The following is a 22,978-nucleotide window of genomic DNA, read 5'->3' as shown; positions in this document are numbered from 1 at the left end:
GTCTCCCTTGTCCTAGAAATGCCCCTTAATGGCAGCTCAGAGCCTATCCAGGATGAAAGACGCATATCGGACGAACGCCGCGATCGTCATGATCTCGACCGCCATTGCCGCCCAGCCGTGGGCGACGCCTAGGTGTTCGGTCAGGCCGGCACCACGTACGGGAAGCCGGCGGCGCGGGCGGCCTTGGTGACCTCCGGGGTGAGGCCGGAGGTGGTGCCCGTGTTGAGCACCAGGGAGAACATCACCTCGGGTGCGTTGTCGGCCATGCCGCGGCCGTTGCGGACCGCGAAGCCGTAGTTGGCTGCCGTGCCGACCTGGTAGGACAGCAGGTCGGGGTAGAGCTGTCGGGCGACGCTCCACCCGTACGCCTGTGGATCGGGGGCGGTGCCGTTGGCGGCGACGACTCCGGCGACGGCGCTCGCGATCTCCTCGCCGTCCTCGGAGAGGTCCTTGCTGGGGTGCCGGACGTTTGCGGGGTCGGAGAAGTCGGTGTCGTGCGGCCAGAACAGGGGCCACATCATGGGGTGGCCGGCGCGGTTGATCTGTCGCCATCCGCCGGCGTCGGTGGCCAGCATCGTGCGGCACCAGACGCCGATGTCGGTGCCGTCGCGCAGCAGTGGCTCGTCGTGGGAGACCTCGAGGACTATCGACTCGACTGTCGTGCCGGCGAAGCTGTTCTTGGCCTGGTCCATCCGCCAGGTGGAGCGGTCCACCGGGGCGCCGTTCTTGATCGCGCCGTTGATGGTGGCGAGTTCGTCGAGGTCGACGTAGAACGGGTCAGTGATCCGCCCGGCCCAGATCCGGACGTTGCCGCCGGTCGACACCTCGCCGGTGTGTCCCTCGGCGATGGGAGTGCCCATCGCGGCGTCGTCGCGGGCATCCGCTCCGGCGAGTTCGTACAACTGGTAGGTCTGCCTGCCGTTGCCGTCGGGCTCGCCGAAGGCGAACCGGTAGGTCAGCCCCTCCATCTCCGCGCCGTTGAAGTGGATCTTGATCTCGTACCGCGCCTCCGCGTGGAAGCCGCGCTTGATGTCCGCCTTCGTCACCGAGCTGTTGACATCCATGACGAACACCGTGGCGCGGTCGCCGTTGAAGACGTACAGATCGTCGATGTAGAGCTGGCCGCCCTGGGCGGCGAGGGGGGTGTCGAGATGGTGCGACATGAGCTGACTCCCGAAATGCCGAATATTGGATGTATTCGAACATAGCGGGCGTCAGATCACGCTCCTCGCCATCGGGCTAATTCGGGCGCACCCCAGGCGGAGGGTCTGGGGCCGAACGGCCGCCCGATGCTGCTTTGCGGGCGGCCGTTCGCTCGTGTCGCCTGCTCTCAGACGCGGGACCACTTCTGGTTGGCGGCCCCGAGGCAGTCCCACAGGTGCAGCTTGCCGCCGTTGTTGGGATTGGCCTCCCGCACGTCCACACACCTGTTGGCGTTGAGGTTGACCAGGTCGCCAGCGGCGTTGAGGGTGAAGCGCTGCGCGGTGTTGCCGTTGCAGCTGACCAGGTTGACCTCGGTGCCGTTCGCCGTACCGGCCCAGGCGGGGTCCATGCACTTGCCCATCGCGCGGACCGTCCCGTCGGAGGCGAAGGTCCAGGCCTGGGCCGCGGTGGTGTTGCAGTCCCAGATCTGCAGCTTGGCGCCCTCGACCGGGTTGGCGCTGGGGATGTCGACGCACCGCCCGCTCTGCGCGCCCCTGATCCGGCTGGTGCCGGGTGCCGGGTCGCCGCCGCCGGAGGTGTAGCTGGACACCCGGACATAGTCGACGAGCATCTGCTGCGGGAACTGCGTGGAGCCGTCCGGATAGCCGGGCCAGTTGCCACCCACCGCCACGTTGAGAATCATGAAGAAGGGATGGTCGAACACCCATCGGTTGCCGCCGAGCCGTGCGGGGTCGACCCGGTGGTACTGGACCCCGTCCAGGTACCAGGTGATCACGTTCGGCTCCCAGTCCACCCGGTAGGTGTGGAAGCCGTCGGCGAGTGGCGCCCCGATGTTGCGGCTGCCGGTGATGCCGCCGCCGCCGGAGTAGCCGGGCCCGTGCACGGTGCCGTACACGGTGTTTGGCTCCCGGCCGATGTTCTCCATGATGTCGATCTCGCCGGCGTCGGGCCACCCGCCGCCGGTGCCGAGCATCCAGAACGCCGGCCAGATGCCCTGGCCGCGCGGAATCTTGATCCGGGCCTCGAACCGGCCGTACGTCTGGGTGAAGGTGGCCGCCGACAGCAGCCGCGCCGACGTGTACTCGCAGCGTCCGTAGTGGCACTGGTAGTTGGCGGGATTGTCCCGGCGGGCCTTGATGACCAGGTTGCCCTGGCCGTCGTGGACGGCATTGCTGGTGCTGCTGGTGTAGTACTGCCGCTCGTTGTTGCCCCAACCGCCGCCGCCGATGTCGAAGCGCCACTTGTTCTGGTCGACGGGCGTGCCGGCCGGGGAGTTGAACTCGTCCTGCCAGCTGATCGAGCCGATGGCGGCCTCGGCTCGGTCGGGATGGGCCGGGACGAGTGCCGCGGCGGTCGCGACGAGGGCGACCGCCAGGAGTACGAGCGGACGAGACCGGGTGCGGGCTGTGAACACGGGAGGCTCCTCAGCGGGGGAGTGGTGGAGGCCGCGCGGCGAAGGGCGGAGAGCGCTCTCTGTATAGAAGCATGTCGATATCAGGTCTTTCTGTCAAGAGTGTTTCCAATACACCCGCAACGCCCTTCGCGCTGCCGCCGTCGCGCGGGGGTTACTCGATAGCGGTCGAATCGACCCTTCCTATTGCCGTGGGGCGTCCACCCGGGACAGGATGGCGAGGCGTGCGGGAAACCTTCTCGTAACCTGCGCGCTGCTGGTCTCTGTCACAAGGAAGTGGGAGTCAGTCATGAGCGACGCGTCGACGGCGCTGGGTGTGCGCCTCTACCCGGATCTGGTCGAGCGAGGTGGTCTGGCCCCCGCGCTCATCGACACCGCTGCCCGACACGGGCTCGAACTCGGCCAGGTCACCGCCCCCGAGCAGGGGCGGGGCCGTTTCACCTGCGCGGAGTTGCACTCCGGGCAGGGCGTGGTCTGCGTGAAGCTGGGATCGCAGGCCCGCTACTTCATGATCGATCTGCGGGTGTCCGGCGAGGTGCTGGCGCGCGGCGACGTGATGGACCTGATGCAGGTCGCCAAGGTGGCCGCGGCCTGGCAAGCCGGGATGACGGTCGCCGAACTCGCCGCCCAGTTCCCGTTCATGGAGGAGATCAGGCACCGCTCGGCGCCGGTGGCCCAGGCCAGCTAGCCGCCCCGCCTCGTCCGCGTCAACAGCGCAACCGCGGTGGCAGCGACGCCTCGATGCCGACACCACGGTCCAGGTAGGTCGACTGGACGAAGGCGAGCCGAGCAGGATCGCCAGGTCAGTCGAATGCGGACGACGATCTCCGCTTTGCGCGCGGTGAGGACGGCCCACTGACGCAGCCGGCCGACCCGCCGGGGCGCTGGCAGGGCGCTGTCACCGTCGCCGATCGCACCGGCCGACGGGCTGGCGTCACGCCGCGCGGTGGTCCCGGAGTCGGACGCTCTGGGCCAGGGCACTGGCGGCGATGCCGACGCCGGTACGTGACGGAGAGGTGGTCTGCTCGGTCGTCAGGTCGGGTGCCCGATCCGGTCGGTGGTGGTCCGCCCGAACATCGTGCCCCGCGGATGGTGCTGAGCGACCGCGCAGCGCGCCCGGAGTGGACGGTCCACGACAGTCGTCCGTTCAGCCGGTGGTGGTCCGCGCCTGAAGCGGTGCCTGGAGCAGATCGAGGCAGTTGCGCCACAGCGTTTCCAGTTGGGTCGGATCGTTGAGCAGCTTCGCGAACAGGACCCGCCCCTCGATCTGCGCGACGATCGATCGGGCGGCTTCCCGGCTGTCGACGGCGGGACCCGCCAGGCCGCTCTCCTTCGCCTCGACGACGACCTGCTCGATGAGGCTGATCTGTTCCTCGAAGATCTCCTGGAGCCGACCGCGGATCTCCTCGGCCTGGTTGCTGAGTTCGAGGGCGAGGTTGCCAAACAGGCAACCGGCGACGACGCCGGCCTTCTGCTGACCGACGCGCTGGACCTCTTCGGTGGCCTCGAACAGGTCCCGGAGCCGCTGTAGCGGGTCACGCTCGCTGCCGAGCACCTGTTCCCACTGGCGGCGCTGGGTGACCCAGTGCTCGTCGATGACGGCGCGGGCGAGCGCCTGCTTGGACTCGAAGAAGTAGTAGAAACTGCCCTTCGGCACTCCCGCCGCCGTGCAGATCTCGGCCACCCCGAGCGCCGTGTAGCCGCGCTGCTCGATCAGCCCGGCAGCCGCGTCGAGGATCTTGTTCCGCGCGTCACTGGTGCGTCCCATACCTGGACGATACACGACCGGTCGGCTAGCTTTTAGTAGACCAGTCGTCTAGTGAAGGTGGTTTCCTCATGAGCAGCAGTCAGGGACAGAAGGTCGTCGTGATCACCGGGGCCTCCCAGGGCATCGGCGCCGACCTCGTGGACGCCTACCGCAAGCTCGGGTACGGCGTCGTGGCGACCTCACGCTCGATCGGTGCGTCCAACGACCCGGAGGTCGTCACGGTTCGGGGCGACATCGCCGAGGCCGACACCGCGCAGCGGGTGGTCAGTGCCGCCCTGGACCGGTTCGGGCGGATCGACACCCTGGTGAACAACGCCGGCATCTTCGTCGCCAAGCCGTTCACCGACTACACCGACGAGGAGTTCGACCTGGTCGCCGGGGTCAACCTCGCCGGGTTCTTCCACCTCACCCGACGCGTCCTGCCGCACCTGCTGGCCGGGGGCGCGGGGCACATCGTCAGCATCACGACCAGCTTCGTCGACCAGCCCAGCTCGCACGTTCCGTCGGTGCTCGCCTCCCTGACCAAGGGCGGTCTCAGCTCGGCCACGAAGTCCCTGGCCATCGAGTACGCGGCTCGCGGCATACGGGTCAACGCCGTCGCGCCCGGCATCATCAAGACCCCGATGCACCCGGTGGAGACGCACCAGACGCTTGCGGGCCTGCACCCGGTCGGCCGGATGGGGGAGACCAGCGATGTGGTCGACGCCGTTCTCTACCTGGAGTCCGCGCCCTTCGTCACCGGCGAGATCCTGCACGTCGACGGCGGCCAGAACGCCGGTCACTGACGCCACCCACACCGCAGAAAGGAGCAGACGATGCCGATCGTGACCATCCAGATCACCCGCGAGGGCAGCACCGCGGGCGCGTCCTCGGCGACCGCCGAGGAGAAGGCCGCCCTCATCAAGGGCGTGAGCGAGTTGCTGCGCGACATCCTGAACAAGCCGCTGACGTCGACATTCGTGGTGATCGACGAGGTCGACACCGAGAACTGGGGTCGCGGCGGCCTCCCGGTCGAACAGTTCCGCCAACAGCAGGCGCCCGAGTAGGCCGGGGCGTCCGCCGATGCGACGGGCAGGATCCGCACCTGTGGTGCGGGATCCTGCCCGGCGGCGCCGCTGATCATTTCGTGCGACCGTTGGCGGGTGATCAACACATCTTGGTCACCCGGAAGGAGACTGTCTCGTGGATCTGCCCGATGACCTGCTCACGCTGCTGCGCGAGCCGAGCACCTGCTTCGTCACGACGCTGATGCCCGACGGCTCGCCACAGCTCACCCAGACCTGGGTGGACACCGACGGCACGCACATATTGATCAACACGGTGGAATCCCACCAAAAGACGCGAAACGTCCGGCGGGACCCACGGGTGGCGGTGGCGATCTCCGACCCGCAGAAGCCGGGCCGCTACCACGAGGTTCGGGGGCGGGTGGTGAGGACCAGCACCGAGGGCGCCGCCGAGCACATCGACACGTTGGCGCAGCGCTACCTCGGTGGGCCGTACCCGTGGTTCGGTGGCCGGGACCAGGTCCGGATCATCCTCACCATCGAGCCCAACCGGGTGCGTTCGATGGGCTGACGGCGGTCACCGTTTCGCGCAGTCACCGGCGAGGAACTGCCGTAGGGCGTCGGTTCCCAGTCTCCGCGCCCGCCAACAGGAAAGTCGGCACGGCGATCGCGGACCACCGCGCGATGTCGGTGCTGTCCTGCGCGAGGGCCTCGAGATCGTGCAGCCAGTGCCGCTCGGGGAGGAGAAGCTTGGTGGAGTCGACAAGGTGATCGACGCGGTCGGGTTCCAGGCCCGCGACGGCACCCTCGCCGACGCGCCGGAGTTGTACCGCCGCCGCCGCGACGACGGGGTGATCAAGGCGGTGCTGCGCCCGGGTTGACCGGTCGACACCGGGGCGTGGGCCGGGTCGGGTGGCCCCTGATCCGCCCTTAAGGGACGTTAAGCCACGGATCCGTCTCCTGGTGGCGGACCTGAGGCGACGACCATTGTCGATTCGTCCCGGCGATTGAGGCGCGGGTCACACCCCCCGCCCGCAGTCGCCGGGCCGTTCCGGACTCGGCGTCGGTGTCGCGGCTTCATCATGATCATTCGATGGTGCCGAGCGCGCGGCGTGGCACCCGCTTTCCGGTCTGCCGCAGATCGTGGCTGGTCGCGGGCCTGTCGAGGAACAGGGGAGCCGGGCGCGGCGTTGTCTTCATTTGACAACGTTGCCACCGACGGGCCAAGGTGCCGCAAGGGGCTGCGGAGGCGGCTGTGACAGGCGAAGACTATGCGTCGTCGATATTGCCGGATTGTTACATTTTCAACAGTCCCTCGCCTTGCGGATGGCCCTTCGGCCGCAATACGTTGCCGACAACAACAAAACCAAGTGAAGGTTCAACCTTCCGGAGGCAACCGATGACGTTGGCGAGGTGGTACGAGCGATGAGCAACGTGCCGACCCTCCTTGAGATGCGCTCCATCACCAAGGAGTTCCCCGGAGTCAAGGCCCTCTCCGACGTCAACCTGGTGGTTCGCGCCGGTGAGATTCATGCCATCTGCGGCGAGAACGGTGCGGGCAAGTCCACGCTGATGAAGGTCCTCAGCGGGGTCTACCCGTACGGCAGCTATGACGGCCAGATCGTCTACCAGGGGTCGGAGACCAAGTTCTCCGACATCCGGGCCAGCGAGAGCGCCGGAATCGTGATCATCCACCAGGAGCTCGCGCTCATTCCAGGCATGTCGATCGCCGAGAACATCTTCCTCGGCAACGAGCCGCGCAAGCGGGGCGCGATCGACTGGAAGGCCGCGAACCGGATGGCGCTGGACCTGATGGCCCGGGTCGGTCTCCAGGAGGACCCGGACACCCTGATCAAGGACATCGGTGTCGGCAAGCAGCAGCTCGTGGAGATCGCCAAGGCGTTCGCCAAGGACGTGAAGCTGCTCATCCTGGACGAGCCGACGGCCGCGCTGAACGAGGCGGATTCCCGGCACCTGCTGGACCTGCTGCGCGGCTTCCGCTCCCGCGGCATCACCTCGATCATGATCTCGCACAAGCTGAACGAGATCGAGGCGATCGCCGACCAGATCACCATCCTGCGCGACGGCCGGACCGTGGAGACCCTCGACGTCAAGGCGGACGGGGTCGACGAGGACCGGATCGTGCGGGGGATGGTCGGCCGTGAGCTGGGCAGCCGGTTCCCGGACCACACCCCGAAGATCGGTGACGTCTTCTTCGAGGTCCGCGACTGGAACGTCCGGCACCCGATCTCCGCCGACCGGCAGGTCTGCAAGAACGAGAGCTTCGTGGTGCGCCGCGGCGAGATCGTCGGCTTCGCCGGTCTCATGGGCGCGGGCCGCACGGAACTCGCGATGAGTGTCTTCGGCCGCTCCTACGGGGTGTACGAGTCGGGCACCATCATCAAGGACGGCAAGGAGATCGTCCTGAAGTCGGTCGCGGACGCGATCGACAACGGGCTCGCGTACGTCAGCGAGGACCGCAAGGCGATCGGCCTCAACCTGCTCGACGACATCAAGACGTCGACGGTGGCCGCCAAGCTGTCCAAGATCCGGCACCACGGCGTCCTGAGCGAGGTCGAGGAGTACCAGGCGGCCGAGGCGTACCGCAAGGAGTTGCGGACCAAGGCCCCGACGGTCGACGAGGGCGTCTCCAAGCTCTCCGGCGGCAACCAGCAGAAGGTCGTGCTGGCGAAGTGGATGTTCACCGACCCGGACCTGCTGATCCTCGACGAGCCGACGCGCGGCATCGACGTCGGCGCCAAGTACGAGATCTACGGCATCATCCAGCGGCTCGCCGACCAGGGGAAGGGCGTCGTCGTCATCTCCTCGGAGTTGCCGGAGCTGATCGGGCTCTGCGACCGCATCTACACCGTGTTCGAAGGCGCCATCACGGGCGAGATCGCCCGGGCGGACGCCACCCCGGAAAACCTCATGAAGCAGATGACCTCGACGAAGAAGTTGGCCTCCCGATGAGCCGTATCAAGGACCTTCAGAAGAATCTGTTTGGAGGTACGACCTCCAACGCGCGCCAGTTCGGGATGATCTTCACCCTGGTGGCGATCGTCCTGATCTTCCAGGTCTGGACCGATGGGCTGACCCTTCGGTCGGACAACCTGATCGCGCTGTTCCAGCAGAACTCGTACATCCTGATCCTGGCCATCGGCATGCTCATGGTGATCGTCGCCGGGCACATCGACCTCTCGGTCGGCTCGGTCGCCGCCTTCGCGGGCATCCTGGTCGCCAAGTCGATGACCGAGTGGCACCTGCCCTGGCCCGCCGCCATCGTGTTCGGCCTCGCCATCGGCGCGGCCATCGGCGCCTGGCAGGGGTTCTGGGTGGCCTACATCGGGGTGCCGGCGTTCATCGTCACCCTGGCCGGCATGCTGCTCTTCCGCGGTGGCAACCAGTTCATCGGTAACGCGCAGAGCATTCCGGTGCCGGAGGGCTTCCGGGACATCGGCTCCGGCTTCCTGCCCGAGTTCGGGCCGGACTTCGGCTACAACAACGCGACGCTGCTGCTCGGCCTGGCCGCCGCGGTGGCCGTGGTGTGGCGCGAGCTTCGGGCCCGCAACACCCGGCGGGCCATGGACGCCGACCCGGCGCCCATGTGGGTCTCGATCCTGCGGATGGCCATCATGGTCGGGGTCATCGCCTTCGCCTCGCTGCGCTTCGCCAGCGGTCGCGTCGGCACCAGCTTCCCGATCTCCGGCATCATCCTGCTGCTCCTGGTCATCGCGTACTCCTTCTACACCCGCAACACGGCAGGTGGCCGGCACATCTACGCGGTGGGCGGCAACTCCCGGGCGGCCGAGCTGTCCGGCGTGAAGCTCAAGCGGGTCAACTTCTTCGTCATGATGAACATGTCCGTCCTGGCCGCGCTGGCCGGCATGATCTTCGTGGCCCGTTCGGCGGCCTCCGGACCGCAGGACGGCAACGGCTGGGAGCTGGACGCGATCGCCGCGGTCTTCATCGGTGGCGCGGCCGTCGCCGGCGGTATCGGCACCATCAGCGGCTCGATCGTCGGTGGACTCGTGATGGCCGTGCTCAACAACGGCCTCCAGCTCCAGGGCGTGGGCACCGACAAGGTCCAGATCATCAAGGGCCTGGTCCTGCTGCTGGCCGTCGCGATCGATGTCTACAACAAGAGCCAGGGGCGGTTCTCCATCATCGGGAGCCTGATGCGGCCGTTCCGCCGCGAGGACTCCGCACCACCCGCCTCACCGCCGGACGCGGAGCGCGAGCCCGCCAAGGCAGCGGTGTCCGGCTGACGGTCACCGACCCTCACCACCCCGTTACACATCCAGAAAGGCAAGTCCTCACCATGCGTAAATTCTTCGGCACGTCGGTGGTCGCCATCAGCGCCGCCGCCATGCTGGCCCTCGCCGGTTGCGGCTCCGGCCGTGACGGCGACTCCGGTTCCACTGGCGACGCGGCCAAGGGTTTCCCGGCCAACTCGCTGATCGGCGTGGCCCTCCCGGCCAAGACCTCCGAGAACTGGGTCCTCGCCGGTGACCTGTTCACCAACGGCCTCAAGGAGGCCGGCTTCGAGGGCAACGTGCAGTACGCCGGCGCGTCGACCACGGTCGCCGACCAGCAGGCGCAGATCACCTCCATGGTGACCAAGGGCGCCAAGGTCATCGTCATCGGCGCGACCGACGCCGCGCAGCTGTCGACCCAGGTCGCGGCGGCCCACGCCGCCGGTGTGAAGGTCATCGCCTACGACCGGCTGATCACCAACACCCCGGACCTCGACTACTACGTCGCGTTCGACAACTTCAAGGTCGGCCAGCTCCAGGGCCAGGCCCTGCTGGACGGCATGAAGGCCAAGAAGCCGAACGGCCCGTACAACATCGAGCTGTTCTCCGGTTCGCCGGACGACAACAACGCCGGTGTCTTCTTCGACGGCGCGATGAGCGTGCTCAAGCCGGAGATCGACAAGGGCAACGTGGTCGTCGCCTCCGGTCAGAAGGAGGTCAAGCAGACCGCCATCCAGGGCTGGAAGGCCGAGGGTGCGCAGGCCCGCATGGACCAGCTGCTGACCTCGACGTACGGCAGCAAGGAGCTGGACGGCGTCCTCTCCCCGAACGACACGCTGGCCCGCGCGATCCTGACCTCGGTCAAGGGCGCTGGCAAGCCGACCCCGATCGTCACCGGCCAGGACTCCGAGGTCGAGTCGGTCAAGTCGATCGTCAAGGGCGAGCAGTACATGACGATCAACAAGGACACCCGCAACCTGGTGAAGGAGACCATCAACATGGTCAAGGCTCTCCAGGCCGGTGACAAGCCGCAGGTGAACGACACCAAGTCCTACAACAACGGCAGCAAGGTCGTCGACACGTACCTGCTCCCGCCGGTCGCCGTCACCAAGGCGAACGCGGCTGAGGCGTACGCCAGCGACCCGAAGCTCGCGCCGCTCACCAAGTAGTCACCGCACGGTAGGCAGCAAGGCCGATGGGTCCCGGATCTCCTCTTCCGGGACCCATCGTCGTCCGGACTGCCCCGCGCCACCCGGCACCGACCCGGAAGGAGGTCTGACCGTGGCAACACCCGTCCGGTCCAGGCCCGCCGGCGTCGGCCGCCAGACCGAACCCCCGCTGCCGTCGATCCCCGGTGCCAGCCAGGAGGAGATCCGGCGGCAGAATCTCGGCGCTGTGCTGCGCTACGTCCACGTGCACGGGCCGACGTCCCGGGCCGAACTGACGAGCCGGCTCGGCCTCAACCGAAGCACCATCGGCGCCCTCGCGGCCGACCTGGTCGCCGGCGGCCTGGTCACCGAGGAGGCGCCGACCACCGCCCGCCGCGCCGGCCGGCCCTCACTCGTGGTCAGTCCCCGCTCCGACCGGGTCTACGCCCACGCGTTGAGCATCGACGCGGACCGGCTCCGTGCCGCCCGGGTCGGCCTCGGTGGGCAGATCCTCGATCGGCGGGAGATCCCGCGACCCAGTGGCCTGTCGGCGGTCGACGCCGTCCGGCCCCTCGCCGACCTGGTCCGGGACATGGAACGGTCGGTGGCCACCGACGCGCTGCTGGTCGGCGGCGCCGCCGCGGTCACCGACACCACCCGTGGTCAGGACGGCCGGATCCGGATCGCCAGCATCGACGAGACCCTCGGCGTCGCGCTGGAGGCGGAGTTCAGCGGCGGCCCCGGTTTCGTGGCCGGTGACCTGGCCGACATCGCCGGGCTGGCCGAGCACGTCCGGGGCGTGGCGGTGGGCATCGACGACGTCATCTACCTGCACGGCGACCTGGGCATCAGCGCCGGCATCATCGTCGGTGGCCGGCTGGTGATCGGCCACCGCGGGCACAGCGGCAAGGTCGGCCACATGGTCGTCAACCCGAACGGCCTGCCCTGCGGCTGCGGCTCACGTGGCTGTTGGGAGACCGAGATCTCCGAGGCCGCCCTGCTGCGGCACGCGGGCCGGGACCCGAGCGACCGCGCGGCGGTGGCCGAGGTGCTGCGCGCGGCGGCCGACGGCGACCGAACCGCCCGGGCCGCCGTCGAGCAGGTCGCCGGGTGGCTCGGCTTCGGCGTGGCGAACCTGGTAAACGTGGTCAACCCCGACGCCGTGGTGTTCGGCGGGTCGCTTCGCGACATCTTCACCGCCGGAGCGGACGTCGTCCGCGAGCGGTTGGACACCATGCCGCTGCCGGCCTCCCGCGAGCACCTGCGCCTGCGGGCGGCGGCACTCGGCCGCGACGCCGTCCTGATCGGGGCGGCCGAGCTGGCCTTCGACAAACTCCTGGCCGACCCGCTGAACGTCGGCGTCGCAGGCCAGGTCGGGATCACCGAGCCCGCGTAGCCGCGACCGCTCCGGTCGGTGAACCGTCAGGGTCTCGGCACCTCTTCCACCACGCTACTGCCGCTGCCCGACCGGGACTCCCACGACCAGGTCTCGTGCAGCCGCACCCGGCCGTCGGGCAGCACCGACACCTCCGACACGCAGTGCCCCGAGGATGTCTGGCCGTCGGCGTTGAGCTGGACGTACCGGAAGTCCAGTCGGTCGCCCTCCCGGGTGCCGACCAGGTGGCCGCGTCGGATGGACCCACCGGCGTACTCGGCCCACACCTCGCCGGCCCGCTCGTGGTACGTGAAGACGGTCTGCGTGCCCACCTCACCGGCCACCACGTCCGCTACGGCCCGGAACCGCCGACCGTCCACGGAGATCGAGATCGTCATCTGCCGAACCTAGTCGACGTATCGTTCCCGTATTGCCTACCGTATGTTGTACGGTAGCGCCGTTGAACGCCTGCGGAAGGGGAGCGCTGTGCCGACAAGAGGTGACGCGATAGTGGCGGACGGGCTGCGTAAGCGGTATCGGGACCGCTACGCGCTGGACGGCTTCGACCTGCGGGTGCGGCCGGGGACCGTGTGTGGCCTGCTCGGCCCGAACGGGGCCGGCAAGACCACCTCGGTACGGATCCTGTCGACCCTGCTCCGGCTGGACGGGGGGCGTGCCGAGGTCGCCGGGTTCGACGTGACCCGCCAGCCCGACGAGGTGCGCTACCGCATCGGGCTGGTGGGGCAGCATCCCGCGCTCGACGAGGCCCTGAGCGGCCGACAGAATCTGCTGCTCTTCGGCCGGCTGTTCCATCTGGGTCGCCGCCGCGCCCGGCAGCGAGCGGTCGAGCTGCTGGACCGCTTCGGTCTCGCCGACGCGGCCGAGCAGCCGGTCAGCACGTACTCGGGGGGCATGCGCCGCCGGCTCGACCTGGCGGCCGGCATGATCCTGGCACCCGCGGTCCTCTTCCTCGACGAACCCACCACCGGGCTGGACCCGCGGGGCCGCAACGAGGTGTGGGAGTCGGTCCGGGAGTTGGTGCGCACCGGCACCACCGTGCTGCTCACCACCCAGCACCTGGACGAGGCCGACCAACTCGCCGACCGGATCTCGGTGGTCGAGGCCGGCCGGGTGATCGCCGAGGGCACTCCGGACGACCTCAAGACCCGCCTCGGTGGCGACCGGATCGAGGTGGTCGTCGCGGCCCCGGCCGACCTCGCCGCCGCCGTCGCCCACCTACGCCGGGTGGCCGGCGACGAACCGACCGTCGACGTGGACCGGCGGATGGTCAGCGTCCGGGTGGGTCACCGGGCAGGCGCGCTCGTCGACGTGTTGCGGGCGCTCGACGCCGAGCACGTACCGGTGGCGGACGTCGCACTGCGCCGCCCCACCCTGGACGACGTGTTCCTGCACCTCACCGGGCACCGCACCCGGACCGCCGAGGAGGTGGCCGCGTGAGCGCGGTGAGTACGCCGGTCCCGGGGGTGGACCTGACGCCCGGACGGCCCGCCCTCCTGGCCGACAGCGGCACGTTGATCTGGCGCGGCCTGGCCCGGTGGCGACGCGATCCCGGCCCGCTGATCGCCTCACTCGGCTTCAACATCCTGATCGTGCTGATGTTCGCGTACCTGTTCGGCGGTGCGTTGCAGGTGCCCGGCGGCGGCAGCTACCGGGAGTTCCTGATGCCCGGCATGTTCGTGATGACGATGGTGTTCGGCATCAGCCTCACCACGATCGCCGTCGCCGAGGACCTGGAGCGCGGGGTGACCGACCGGCTCCGGTCGATGCCCGTCGCGCCGCTGGCCCCGCTGGCGGCCCGGGCCGTGGCCGACATGCTGTTCGCCCTGGTCACCCTCGGGATCCTGCTGCTGAGCGGTCTCGCGATCGGGTGGCGGGCGCACGGCGGGGCCGGTGCCACGCTCACCGCGGTGGGGCTGATCCTGCTGCTGCGCTTCGCTCTGATCTGGGTCGGCATCTTCCTCGGGCTGGTCACCCGCGGGCAGACGGCCGTGGTGGCCGTGCAGACCCTGGAGTTTCCGCTCGGCTTCCTCTCCAACGCGTTCGTCGCACCATCCACCATGCCCGCGTGGCTCGGTGCGGTGGCTGCCTGGAACCCGCTGTCGGCGACCGTCGGCGCCACCCGCGAGCTGTTCGGCAACCCCGGCTGGGGCGGTGACTCCTGGGCGGCGCAGCACTACCCGTTGCTGGCGGTGCTCTGGCCGATCGTCCTGGTCGCGGTCTTCCTTCCGCTCTCGGTCGCCCGCTACCGGCGACTGGCCGGCTGACCCGCCCGACGGACGGGGCTCCGGTGGTCGATCCGCCGGTCCGGACGGGTGATCGCCGAGCCCCCGTGGCCCGGCGATCACCCGTCGTCGACTACGCGATCCGGCGCACCCGGCGGATGGCGAGGTAGAGCAGGAGCACGGCGAGGGCGACGAAGATGCCCGTCTCGATCCCCTGGAACAGCCAGAACCGGTCCGCCGGCTGGTACAGCTGCCAGTTGTACGCGCCCGGCTCGAGGCCAAGCTCGGCCCCGCAGACCCGACCATCCGGCCCCTTACCGCCGGGCGGGCACTGGATCCGGCCGCCCTCCGAGATCATCGTCCCGTCGGGGTTCCGGACGCCCTGGGCGAGGACCCAGTCGCCCCGGCTGACCTCCGGTGGCCCTTCCCCCTCGGTCGGGAAGGTCTGGGTGCGGGCCGGCTGGTAGTGCCGTCGGGCCAGCAGCTCCACCGCCGCCCGGACGCCGATGTAGCCGGCGAGGGTGATGCCCATGGCGGGCAGCATCCGCTTCCAGACGGTGCCGGCGAAGATGCCGAGCGCCACCGCGAACAGGGTGTACCCGATCGGGACGATGCCCTGTAGGTCGAAGACGATCATGCCGAACCGGCCCTCGTGCGCGGCCTTGGTGAGCGGGTCGACCCACCAGGACATGCCCAGCCCATAGACCGTCGCGAGGACCAGGACGGCCGCGCCCACCAGGCCGAACTTCACCAGGGCCCAGCGGGTCCGGCCGACGCCCTGGGTCCAGACGAACCGGTGCGTGCCCTGCTCCACCTCGCGGGCGACAAGCGGCGCGCCCCAGAAGAGGCCGACGAGCGCCGGCAGGGTGATCAGCAGTACGGCCACCAGACTGAGGTTGCCGTACTGGTTGCCGAAACGCCGATAGCCCGCATCGCACGCCTCCCGGGTCGCCTGCGCCACATCGGCGCGGGCGAGCTGGCTGGCGCAGTCGGTCAGCCCGAGGTCGCCGAAGGTGTTGCGCATCGCCAGGCCGATGGGCACCAGCAGGGCGGCGAGCGCCGCGAGCCCCAGCAGGGTGTAGAGCGCCTGCTTGCGGTGCTGCCGCCAGGTCAACCAGATCATGCCGCCACTCCCCACTCGCTGTGCCGGGTCTGCGTGGTGCCGTCGGCCAGGTAGGCCAGCACGACGTCCTCCAGGCTGACCTCGCGGACCGTCCAGGCCGGGTCGGTGACCGGGCCGTCGGTGCGGACCAGCAGCGTGGACTGCCGGTCGGTGTGGCTGGCCCGGACCACGGCGGCGACGCCCCCGATGACGCCGCCGTCGTGCCGGGGGCCGACCAGTTGGCGATGCTCGGTGACCAGGTCGTCGACCGCGCCGGTGAGCTGCACCTGGGCGGAGTTGAGCACGATCAGGTAGTCGCAGACGCGCTCCAGGTCGGCCAGCAGGTGCGAGGAGAGTAGGACCGTGGTGCCGGATTCCGCCACGCTGCCCATCAGCGACTGGAGAAACTCCCGTCGGGCCAGGGGGTCGAGGCTGGCCACCGGTTCGTCGAGCAGCAGCAGCCGGGGCTGCTTGGCCAACGCGAGGGCGAGCGCCACCTGGGCCCGTTGGCCGCCGGAGAGCTTGCCGACCGGTCGGTCCGGCGGAATGCCGAGCTGTGCCAACCGCTGCCGGGCCAGCGTGGCGTCCCACCGCCTGTTCAGCTTGCCGCCGGCGATGACCAGCTCGGCCGCGGTGAAGTCCCGGTAGAGCGGGGTGTCCTGGGCGACGAAGCCGATGTCGGCCAGCCCCTGCGTGTCCCCGTAGGGGGATCTGCCGAAAACGCGCACCTCGCCGCCGTCGGGCTTGAGCAACCCGACGGCCAGGTGCAGCAGAGTGCTCTTGCCCGCGCCGTTCGGCCCGACCAGCGCGGCGATCCGCCCGGCCGGCAGGTGCAGGGAACAGTCCCGCAACGCCCAGGTGCTGCCGTACCGCTTGCCCAGCCGGTCGGCCTCCAAGACCATGTCCATCCTCTGTCCTCTCGATCCTGCTGCGCCCGCGGCTCTGTGGCAGGGCAGCCCTTGCTTCGGTGCCTGGTCGTTCACGTGTCGAGCACGCTCAGGCGGGCTCCTTCTGCGGCGCGTCGTCGGCGAGGGTGGCGCGCAGCGTGGTCTCCACCAGGGCGATGACGTCCTCGGCCGAGAGGCCCGCGGTCTGCGCGCGGTGCAACCAGGCGACCAGGTCCTCGCGCAGCTCGGCCTGGTTGGGCAGGGACGCGCCGGCCAGGGTGCGCTGGACGAACGTGCCCACCCCGGGTCGGCCGCCGACCAGACCCTCGATCTCCAACTCCCGGTACGCCTTCAGCACCGTGTTCGGGTTGATCGCCAACGACTGCGCGACGTCCCGGACCTTCGGCAACTGGTCGCCCGGCGTCAGCAGGCCGACGCGCAGCGCCTGCTTCACCTGCTGCACGAGCTGCATGTAGGTGTTCACCTTCGACCGGCTGTCCAACACGAACTCGATCACTCGTGATGATCCTTCCTGTTGTCCTACGACAGTAGGACTAATAGACAGCTTCATCGGTGCTCCCGCCGCTGTCAAGTGGGCGGCGCGTCTCGGTCCTCCCGGCGCGTCAATCCGGGTGGCACCGGCGGGCCAGAAGTTGGCACCAACGGGCCAGCCGAACGGGAACGGACCCGCACGCGACTCGTCGCCGACGGAAGGGTGTTTTCGATGGCCATCAACGAGGTGGCGACGTCGACAGCGACTCCACTACAGGTGGCTCGCGCCCGGGGGCGGGTACGCGGGCGGCTGATTCTGCTCGGCCCGGCGTTCGTCGCCGCCGTCGCCTACGTCGACCCCGGCAACTTCGCCACCAACTCCGCCGCCGGTGCCCGCTACGGCTACCTGCTGGTCTGGGTCGTGGTGGTGGCCAACCTGATGGCGATGCTGGTGCAGACCCTCACCGCCAAGTTGGGTCTGGCCACCGGGCGCAGCCTGCCCGAGCTGTGCCGGGAGCGGCTGCCCCGGCCGCTGAACCGGCTGATGTGGGTGCAGGCCGAGTTGGTGGCGATGGCCACCGACCTGGCCGAGGTGATCGGTGGCGCGGTCGCCCTCCACCTGCTCTTCGGCATCCCGCTGCTGCCCGGCGGGCTCATCATCGGCACGGCGGCGTTCGCCGTGCTCGCCCTGCGCTCGCGCGGGTTCCGCGCCTTCGAGATCGCCATCGCCGTACTGCTCGGTGTGATCGTTCTGGCCTTCGCCGCCAACCTGCTCGCCGCCGGCTCCGACCCCGGCTCCGCCGTGGCCGGTCTGGTGCCCCGGCTCCAGGGCACCGACAGCGTGCTGCTGGCCGCCGGCATCCTGGGCGCCACCGTCATGCCGCACGTCATCTACGTGCACTCCGCGCTGACCCGCGACCGCATCCCGGCCACCGACGACACCGAGCGTCGGGTCCTGTTCCGGGGCCAGCGCACCGACGTACTGCTCGCCCTGAGCGCGGCCGGCGCGGTGAACCTCGCCATGCTGCTGATCGCGGCGGCCAGCTTCCGCGGCGGCGGCCCGGGTGGCGCGGACAGCCTGGAGGGTGTGCACGCCGGGCTCGGCCAGAGCATCGGCACCGCCGCGGCGTTCGGGTTCGCCGTCGCCCTGCTGGTGTCCGGGCTGGCCTCCACGAGCGTCGGCACCTACGCCGGCGAGGTGATCATGCAGGGCTTCCTGCGGCGGCGGGTCCCACTGCTGCTGCGCCGGCTGGTCACCCTGGTGCCGGCCCTGGCCGTGCTCGCCATCGGCCTCGACCCCACCCGAGCCCTGGTCCTGTCCCAGGTCATCCTCAGTTTCGGCATCCCGTTCGCGCTGATCCCGGTGGTCGCCTTCACCCGGCGGCGCGACCTGATGGGCAACCTGGTCAACCATCCGCTCACCACCGCGGCCGCGTCGCTGGTGGCCGTACTTGTGGTCGCGCTCAACGCGTTCCTGCTCTGGCAGGTAACCGCCGGCTGAGCCGGGCCGGGACCGGGTGCGCTCAGGTGCGCCGGCCCTCGTCGCGGGTCGGAATCTCCTGGCGCTGTTCCAGGGCGTCGGCCGGGTTGGCGTCGGCCGGCAGTGACGTCACCTCTTCGAGCGTGCCCGCCGGTAGGGCGCCCTGCTCGGCCAGGTCGGCCTCGGACGCCTCCGGATCGACGTCACCCGACACCCGGTCCGGCGGCCCGTAGTCGACGGCGTCCTGTCGCTGCTCCTGGGCGTCCGCCTCCGGGGGCGGAAACGTGTCGCCCTGGTCATCCCGGTACGTGCTCATCGGAGCCTCCCACCGGCGGGTGTCGACGTGCCGCCGGGCCACTGCCTACCCGGCATCGCGGAACTCAGACCTGCCGCTTCGATCCGAGCCGCTGGCAACGAGTGACCGGCCGGGGTGCCGACGACAGGCCCGGCCACGTCCGCGCGCTGACCCCGCCGGTGGCCTCGATCGGACAGGATGGGCAGGTGGCCCGGGGCGCGGCCGTGACGAGGAGGGTGGGCGATGCGGGTACGCGGGCGGTTGACCTGGGGGCGACGTGCCCGTGCGGGCGCGGCGCTGGCGGCGCTGCTCGCCGGCGCGGGGGCGCCGGCCATCGCGCTGACACCGGCGGCGGCGGGTGCGGGGGCGGCCGGGACGCCGGTGTGCCAGGTGCGCGACGACCGGCTCCGCGAGATCTCCGGGATGGTCGCCACCGACGACGGGTACGTCATGATCAATGACGGTGCCGACGACGAGGCCCGCCGCCGGATCTTCTTCCTCGACGAGCGCTGTACGGTGGTCCGGGCGGTGGGCTTCCCGTCCCGGCCCCGCGACACCGAGGACCTGGCCATCGGTCGCGACGGCACCGTCTGGGTCGCCGACATCGGCGACAACGACCACTCCCGGACGACGATCGCCATCTGGCGACTCGCTCCCGGAGCGGACGAGCCGGTGCTGCACCGGATGACCTACCCGGACCGCCCGCACGACGCGGAGGCGTTGCTGCTCGACGCGTCCGATCGGCCGCTGATCATCACCAAGGGCGGCAGCGGCACCGTCTTCCTGTACGCCCCGACCGCCGCGCTGCGGCCGGGAGCGACCACGCCGCTGGCCTCGGTCGGCCAGGTGACCCTGCCGACGACGAGCACCAGCAACCCGTTCTCGTTCCTCGGACGGGGTGTGATTACCGGGGCGGCGAGCGCACCGGACGGGCGTCGGGTGGTGCTGCGCAGCTACGCCGACGCCTTCGAGTACGACGTGCCCGATGGCGAGGTGGTCCGCGCGCTGACCGCTGGCACCGCGCGGGTCACCGCGTTGCCGGACGAGCCCCAGGGTGAGTCGGTCACCTACAGCCGCGACGGCAGGTCGTTGCTCACCGTCTCCGAATCCGCCGACCAGCCACCGGGCACCCGCCCGACGATCCTGCGCTACCCGACCACGGACGGACCGGCCACCGCCGCGCGTCCGACGGGGTCAGCCGCGTCGGAGTTGCCCACCCTCGTTCGTCCCATCGCCGAGGACACCACCGGCCTGAGCCGCCGGACCTGGGTGCTGGCGGCCGGCGCCGGAACACTTGTGGCGCTGCTCGGCCTGGCCGGCGTGCTGCGCTGGCGGCACACGGCGCGCCGGTGAGCGAAGGCCGGCGGTGCGGCAGGATGGTGGGATGTCCCTGCTGTCCACGTTGCGTCACCCGATCATCGCGGCTCCGATGGCCGGTGGCCCGTCCACGCCGGCGCTCGTGGCAGCCGTCTCCGCCGCCGGTGGACTGGGCTTCCTGGCCGCCGGGATGATCGACACCGAGCGGTTGGCCACCGACGTCGCGCAGGTCCGCGCGCGCACCGACCGGCCGTTCGGCGTCAACGTCTTCCTGCCCGACCCCGGTGGCGTGGACGACGCCGCCGTCCGGGCGTACGCGCAACGGCTCGCCCCGCTGGCCGCCGAGCGCGGGGTGAGCCTGGGCGAGCCGGTCGGTGGCGACGACGCGTACCCGGAAAAGGTGGCCGCGCTGCTCGCGGACCCGGTCCCGGTCGTGTCCTTCGTGTTCGGGCTGCCGGACCGGGCGACGGTACGTGCCCTGCGCGAGCGGGGCACCGAGGTGTGGGCCACCGTCACCCGCCCGGACACGGCAACGGTCGCCGCCGACCTGGGTGTGGACGCGGTGGTGGTGCAGGGCACCGAGGCCGGTGGGCATCGGGGTGGCCTGCCGGACGACGACGACTACGCGCTGTTGCCCCTGCTCCGGCTGGCCGCCGCCCGCTGCGACCGGCCCCTGGTGGCCGCGGGGGGCATCGTCGACGGTCCCGCGCTGGCCGCCGCGCTGGCCGCCGGTGCCGCCGCCGCGCAGCTCGGCACGGCCTTCCTGCGCTGCCCGGAGGCGGGCAGTTCGGCGCTGCACCGGGCGGCGGTGGCCGGGGCCGCGCCGACCGCGCTGACCCGGTCGTACACCGGTAAGCGGGCCCGGGGAGTGGCCAACGACTTCCTGCGCCAGCACGATGCGTCGGCGCCGACCGGTTACCCCCAGGTGCTGCACCTGACGCGTCCGCTGCTGGCCGCCGCCCGGCGCGACGGCGACGCGTCGGTCGCGAACCTGTGGGCGGGGCAGGCGCACCCCCTCGCCCGGGAGCTGCCGGCAGCCGAGGTGGTCACCGAGCTGAGCGCCGGTGCTCGGGCCGCGCTGGCGGCGGTGGTCGAGCGGTCGGCACGCTGGGGCTGACCGGCGGCCTCGGGTCAGACGGGACGGGCTGGTCGGGAAACCCGTAGAGTTCCGCCGTGATCGAGATCGATGCGCAGGTCGACCTGTCCCACCCGCCCGACCGGGTCTGGCTCGCACTGACCGACCGGAAGCTGCTGGGACGGTGGTTCGCCGAGGCCGACACCGTCGAGGGCGTGGCGGACCGACTGCTGCTGCGTACGGCCGAGCTGCCCGGCTTCGAGGCCGACGTCGAGGTCGAGGTGACCGAGCGGCGGGAGGCGGCACTCCTCGTGCTGGCCTGCGACGAGGCCGGCCGGCTCAGTGAGGTGACCTGCGTGGTCACGGCCACCAGCCAGGGCTGCCGGCTGGAGGTGCGGGAGGTCACGACGCACGGCGAATGGTCCGCCGACCAGCACGATCCACGTGAGCAGCAGGTGCGGCAGACACTCACCGTACGACTCCCGGCCATCCTCGACTGGCTCGCGTTCCAGCAGGTTGACCTGCGCCGTGGTGACGGCGCGCTGACCACCGAGCTGCCGCTGATCGCGCTCCGCACGTCCGGGCGCACCCGCCCTCGGCGTCGGACCCTCGTCGCCCTGATCGGCGGGGCCGCGCTGCTGGCGGGGCTGGCGGCCTGGCTAACGTTGCCGCCCGATTCGACGCCCACGGCCGCGCCGGCATCGGCGGGCGCGCCGTCGCCGTCCGAGACGGCCGGCACGACCGCCGCCGCCCGTAAGGCGACCCCCTCGGTACGCCCCTCGCGGAGCACCGTGTCCCCGACCACCCGCCCGACCCCGACGGCGACGGCGATGCCCCCGAGTCCGACCGTGTCCGCTGTGCCACCTCCGCCGCCAGCGCCGCCGGTGCCCATGGTGGCCCGCTACGAGACCGAATCCAGCCGACTGTTCGGCTACACCGGTGCGGTCGTGGTCGAGAACCCGAGCGGCGTACCGGTGGCGGACTGGGCCGTGGTGGTCACTCTCGGCGAGGGCACCACCGTCGACGACGTCGACGGCGCGAACTGGCGACAGGACGGGCGGTCGATCACCTTCACCGGCGCCGAGGTGGCGGCCGGAGGCACGCAGGCGATCAGCTTCGACGTCCGCGACAGTCGGCTGAAGGCCCAGCAACCGGAGAGCTGCACGATCGGCGGGCAACCCTGCGCGGGCCTCTGACTAGGCTGCCGGCATGGCACTGCTGCACAAGGCGACCCTGAAGCCCACGAAGCTCGACCTGCTGGCGACCTGGCTTCCCGACCGACCCTGGTACGCCGGGTCCGCCGGCGTCGAGCTGGTGAGCCGAGGCGCCTACCGCTTCGACGATCCGGCCGGCGAGGTCGGCATCGAGACCATACTGGTCAGCACCCCCGACGGGCCGGTCCACCACGTCCCGCTCACCTACCGGGCCGGTGCCCTGGACGGTGCGGACGCCTGGCTGGTCGGCACCATCGAGCACTCGGTGCTCGGCCGGCGCTGGGTGTACGACGGCTGCGTGGACCACGTGTACGCCGCCGCGCTCGCCCACGCGATCCGCACCGGCGCCGGCCAGGCGGAGCAGTACTTCGAGGTGGACGGTCGGCGTGAGGTGCGCGAGCCGAGTGTGACGATCGGCGTCAGCGGCGCCGTGGACGCCGACGCGGCACCGGTCGGCCCCGTGCGCCGGGTGGTCGACGAGGACAACACGCTCGTCGTCACCGACACCGTCGAGTTGGTCGTCGTCCGCCGCCCCGGTGCCGCCGAGGCCGCCGGGGCCGCCCTGCTCGGCAGGTGGAACGGGCAACCGACGAGCGTGCCGCTGGCGTACGTCCGGATGCGCTGAGCGTGCGGTGGGGGGGGCGCCCCCGGGGGGCCCCCCCCCCCGGGGCCCCGGGGGGGGGGGGGGGGGGGGGGGCCCCGGGGGGCCGGGGGGGCCGGGGGGGGGGTTGGGGGGCCCCCCCCCGC

General features: G+C 70.7%; 24 protein-coding genes. 16 read left to right on the top strand and 8 right to left on the bottom strand.

Annotated features, from left to right (window positions below; translation table 11 throughout):
• Window positions 1-140: 140 nt before the first annotated feature.
• Entirely contained in the window at window positions 141-1,163 is a 1,023-nt protein-coding gene (locus ACFYPM_RS31375) for a DUF4331 family protein (protein ID WP_387204767.1), read from the bottom strand.
• A 167-nt stretch (window positions 1,164-1,330) separates the two neighbouring features.
• Entirely contained in the window at window positions 1,331-2,578 is a 1,248-nt protein-coding gene (locus ACFYPM_RS31370; RefSeq protein WP_387204764.1) for a family 16 glycosylhydrolase, read from the bottom strand.
• Window positions 2,579-2,864: 286 nt separating this feature from the next.
• Between ACFYPM_RS31370 and ACFYPM_RS31365 the strand changes: the two genes are divergently transcribed.
• The gene (locus ACFYPM_RS31365) at window positions 2,865-3,263 is read left to right on the top strand and encodes a hypothetical protein (protein ID WP_387204762.1); all 399 of its coding nucleotides are present in this window, start codon (window positions 2,865-2,867) and stop codon (window positions 3,261-3,263) included.
• Between the two features lie 459 nt (window positions 3,264-3,722).
• On the opposite strand, the gene ACFYPM_RS31360 is transcribed toward ACFYPM_RS31365, so the two are convergent.
• On the bottom strand, window positions 3,723-4,343 hold the full coding sequence (locus ACFYPM_RS31360; protein WP_387204759.1) for a TetR family transcriptional regulator C-terminal domain-containing protein: 621 nt from the start codon (window positions 4,341-4,343) through the stop codon (window positions 3,723-3,725).
• 68 nt (window positions 4,344-4,411) lie between these two features.
• Between ACFYPM_RS31360 and ACFYPM_RS31355 the strand changes: the two genes are divergently transcribed.
• The 8 genes from ACFYPM_RS31355 to ACFYPM_RS31320 all read left to right on the top strand — a co-directional run bounded on the left by ACFYPM_RS31355 (window position 4,412) and on the right by ACFYPM_RS31320 (window position 12,147).
• Complete coding sequence (locus ACFYPM_RS31355; RefSeq protein ID WP_387204756.1) at window positions 4,412-5,128, top strand: SDR family NAD(P)-dependent oxidoreductase; 717 nt, start codon at window positions 4,412-4,414, stop codon at window positions 5,126-5,128.
• Between the two features lie 30 nt (window positions 5,129-5,158).
• Window positions 5,159-5,389, top strand: coding sequence for a 4-oxalocrotonate tautomerase family protein (locus ACFYPM_RS31350; RefSeq protein WP_387204753.1), 231 nt, complete (start codon window positions 5,159-5,161; stop codon window positions 5,387-5,389).
• A 136-nt stretch (window positions 5,390-5,525) separates the two neighbouring features.
• Window positions 5,526-5,918, top strand: coding sequence for a PPOX class F420-dependent oxidoreductase (locus ACFYPM_RS31345; protein WP_387204750.1), 393 nt, complete (start codon window positions 5,526-5,528; stop codon window positions 5,916-5,918).
• A gap of 157 nt (window positions 5,919-6,075) precedes the next feature.
• Window positions 6,076-6,228 (top strand): hypothetical protein, encoded by a 153-nt coding sequence (locus ACFYPM_RS31340; RefSeq protein WP_387204748.1) that lies wholly within the window; start codon window positions 6,076-6,078, stop codon window positions 6,226-6,228.
• Window positions 6,229-6,772: 544 nt separating this feature from the next.
• Window positions 6,773-8,320 (top strand): multiple monosaccharide ABC transporter ATP-binding protein, encoded by a 1,548-nt coding sequence (mmsA, locus tag ACFYPM_RS31335; protein WP_387204745.1) that lies wholly within the window; start codon window positions 6,773-6,775, stop codon window positions 8,318-8,320.
• Entirely contained in the window at window positions 8,317-9,615 is a 1,299-nt protein-coding gene (gene mmsB / locus ACFYPM_RS31330; RefSeq protein WP_387204742.1) for a multiple monosaccharide ABC transporter permease, read from the top strand. Before mmsA ends, mmsB begins: the two co-directional genes overlap by 4 nt.
• Window positions 9,616-9,668: 53 nt before the next feature.
• Window positions 9,669-10,772, top strand: coding sequence for a substrate-binding domain-containing protein (locus ACFYPM_RS31325; protein WP_387204739.1), 1,104 nt, complete (start codon window positions 9,669-9,671; stop codon window positions 10,770-10,772).
• A gap of 112 nt (window positions 10,773-10,884) precedes the next feature.
• Complete coding sequence (locus tag ACFYPM_RS31320) at window positions 10,885-12,147, top strand: ROK family protein (RefSeq protein ID WP_387204736.1); 1,263 nt, start codon at window positions 10,885-10,887, stop codon at window positions 12,145-12,147.
• Window positions 12,148-12,173: 26 nt separating this feature from the next.
• Here the strand turns inward: ACFYPM_RS31320 and ACFYPM_RS31315 are convergent, their stop codons facing one another.
• Window positions 12,174-12,524: a hypothetical protein gene (locus ACFYPM_RS31315; RefSeq protein ID WP_387204733.1), complete on the bottom strand. Its 351-nt coding sequence runs from the start codon at window positions 12,522-12,524 to the stop codon at window positions 12,174-12,176.
• Window positions 12,525-12,612: 88 nt separating this feature from the next.
• Here ACFYPM_RS31315 and ACFYPM_RS31310 point away from each other — a divergent pair, with 88 nt between their 5' ends.
• Together ACFYPM_RS31310 and ACFYPM_RS31305 are read left to right on the top strand one after the other, a co-directional pair.
• Window positions 12,613-13,584, top strand: a complete 972-nt coding sequence (locus ACFYPM_RS31310; protein WP_387204730.1) for an ATP-binding cassette domain-containing protein — start codon at window positions 12,613-12,615, stop codon at window positions 13,582-13,584.
• Window positions 13,581-14,411: an ABC transporter permease gene (locus ACFYPM_RS31305; protein WP_387204727.1), complete on the top strand. Its 831-nt coding sequence runs from the start codon at window positions 13,581-13,583 to the stop codon at window positions 14,409-14,411. The genes ACFYPM_RS31310 and ACFYPM_RS31305 overlap by 4 nt, the downstream gene beginning before the upstream one ends.
• 91 nt (window positions 14,412-14,502) lie before the next feature.
• Here the strand turns inward: ACFYPM_RS31305 and ACFYPM_RS31300 are convergent, their stop codons facing one another.
• From ACFYPM_RS31300 to ACFYPM_RS31290, 3 genes are all read right to left on the bottom strand, one after another.
• Window positions 14,503-15,492 carry an ABC transporter permease gene (locus ACFYPM_RS31300; protein ID WP_387204724.1) on the bottom strand — a complete coding sequence of 330 codons (990 nt, stop codon included), beginning with the start codon at window positions 15,490-15,492 and terminating at the stop codon, window positions 14,503-14,505.
• Window positions 15,489-16,379, bottom strand: a complete 891-nt coding sequence (locus ACFYPM_RS31295; RefSeq protein WP_387204722.1) for an ABC transporter ATP-binding protein — start codon at window positions 16,377-16,379, stop codon at window positions 15,489-15,491. The genes ACFYPM_RS31300 and ACFYPM_RS31295 overlap by 4 nt, the downstream gene beginning before the upstream one ends.
• Window positions 16,380-16,467: 88 nt before the next feature.
• Window positions 16,468-16,875, bottom strand: coding sequence for a GntR family transcriptional regulator (locus ACFYPM_RS31290; RefSeq protein WP_357246013.1), 408 nt, complete (start codon window positions 16,873-16,875; stop codon window positions 16,468-16,470).
• Window positions 16,876-17,082: 207 nt separating this feature from the next.
• Between ACFYPM_RS31290 and ACFYPM_RS31285 the strand changes: the two genes are divergently transcribed.
• A complete protein-coding gene (locus ACFYPM_RS31285) occupies window positions 17,083-18,351 on the top strand; it encodes an Nramp family divalent metal transporter (protein ID WP_387204719.1) in 1,269 nt (422 codons plus the stop codon).
• A 22-nt stretch (window positions 18,352-18,373) separates the two neighbouring features.
• Here ACFYPM_RS31285 and ACFYPM_RS31280 read toward each other — a convergent pair whose 3' ends face one another.
• Window positions 18,374-18,646: a hypothetical protein gene (locus tag ACFYPM_RS31280; protein ID WP_357246010.1), complete on the bottom strand. Its 273-nt coding sequence runs from the start codon at window positions 18,644-18,646 to the stop codon at window positions 18,374-18,376.
• A gap of 222 nt (window positions 18,647-18,868) precedes the next feature.
• Between ACFYPM_RS31280 and ACFYPM_RS31275 the strand changes: the two genes are divergently transcribed.
• The 4 genes from ACFYPM_RS31275 to ACFYPM_RS31260 are packed head-to-tail and all read left to right on the top strand — an operon-like array spanning window position 18,869 to window position 22,856.
• Complete coding sequence (locus ACFYPM_RS31275) at window positions 18,869-19,978, top strand: hypothetical protein (RefSeq protein ID WP_387204716.1); 1,110 nt, start codon at window positions 18,869-18,871, stop codon at window positions 19,976-19,978.
• A 31-nt stretch (window positions 19,979-20,009) separates the two neighbouring features.
• Entirely contained in the window at window positions 20,010-21,059 is a 1,050-nt protein-coding gene (locus tag ACFYPM_RS31270; protein ID WP_387204713.1) for a nitronate monooxygenase, read from the top strand.
• A 56-nt stretch (window positions 21,060-21,115) separates the two neighbouring features.
• On the top strand, window positions 21,116-22,213 hold the full coding sequence (locus ACFYPM_RS31265; RefSeq protein ID WP_387204710.1) for a cellulose binding domain-containing protein: 1,098 nt from the start codon (window positions 21,116-21,118) through the stop codon (window positions 22,211-22,213).
• A 13-nt stretch (window positions 22,214-22,226) separates the two neighbouring features.
• On the top strand, window positions 22,227-22,856 hold the full coding sequence (locus ACFYPM_RS31260) for a hypothetical protein (protein ID WP_387204707.1): 630 nt from the start codon (window positions 22,227-22,229) through the stop codon (window positions 22,854-22,856).
• Window positions 22,857-22,978 lie beyond the last annotated feature (122 nt).

Origin of the sequence: Micromonospora sp. NPDC005203 (assembly GCF_042872705.1) — a bacterium.
GTDB lineage: Bacteria > Actinomycetota > Actinomycetes > Mycobacteriales > Micromonosporaceae > Micromonospora.
The sequence above is the reverse complement of the archived record's forward strand: the minus strand, read 5'-3'. Positions and strand labels throughout refer to the sequence as shown.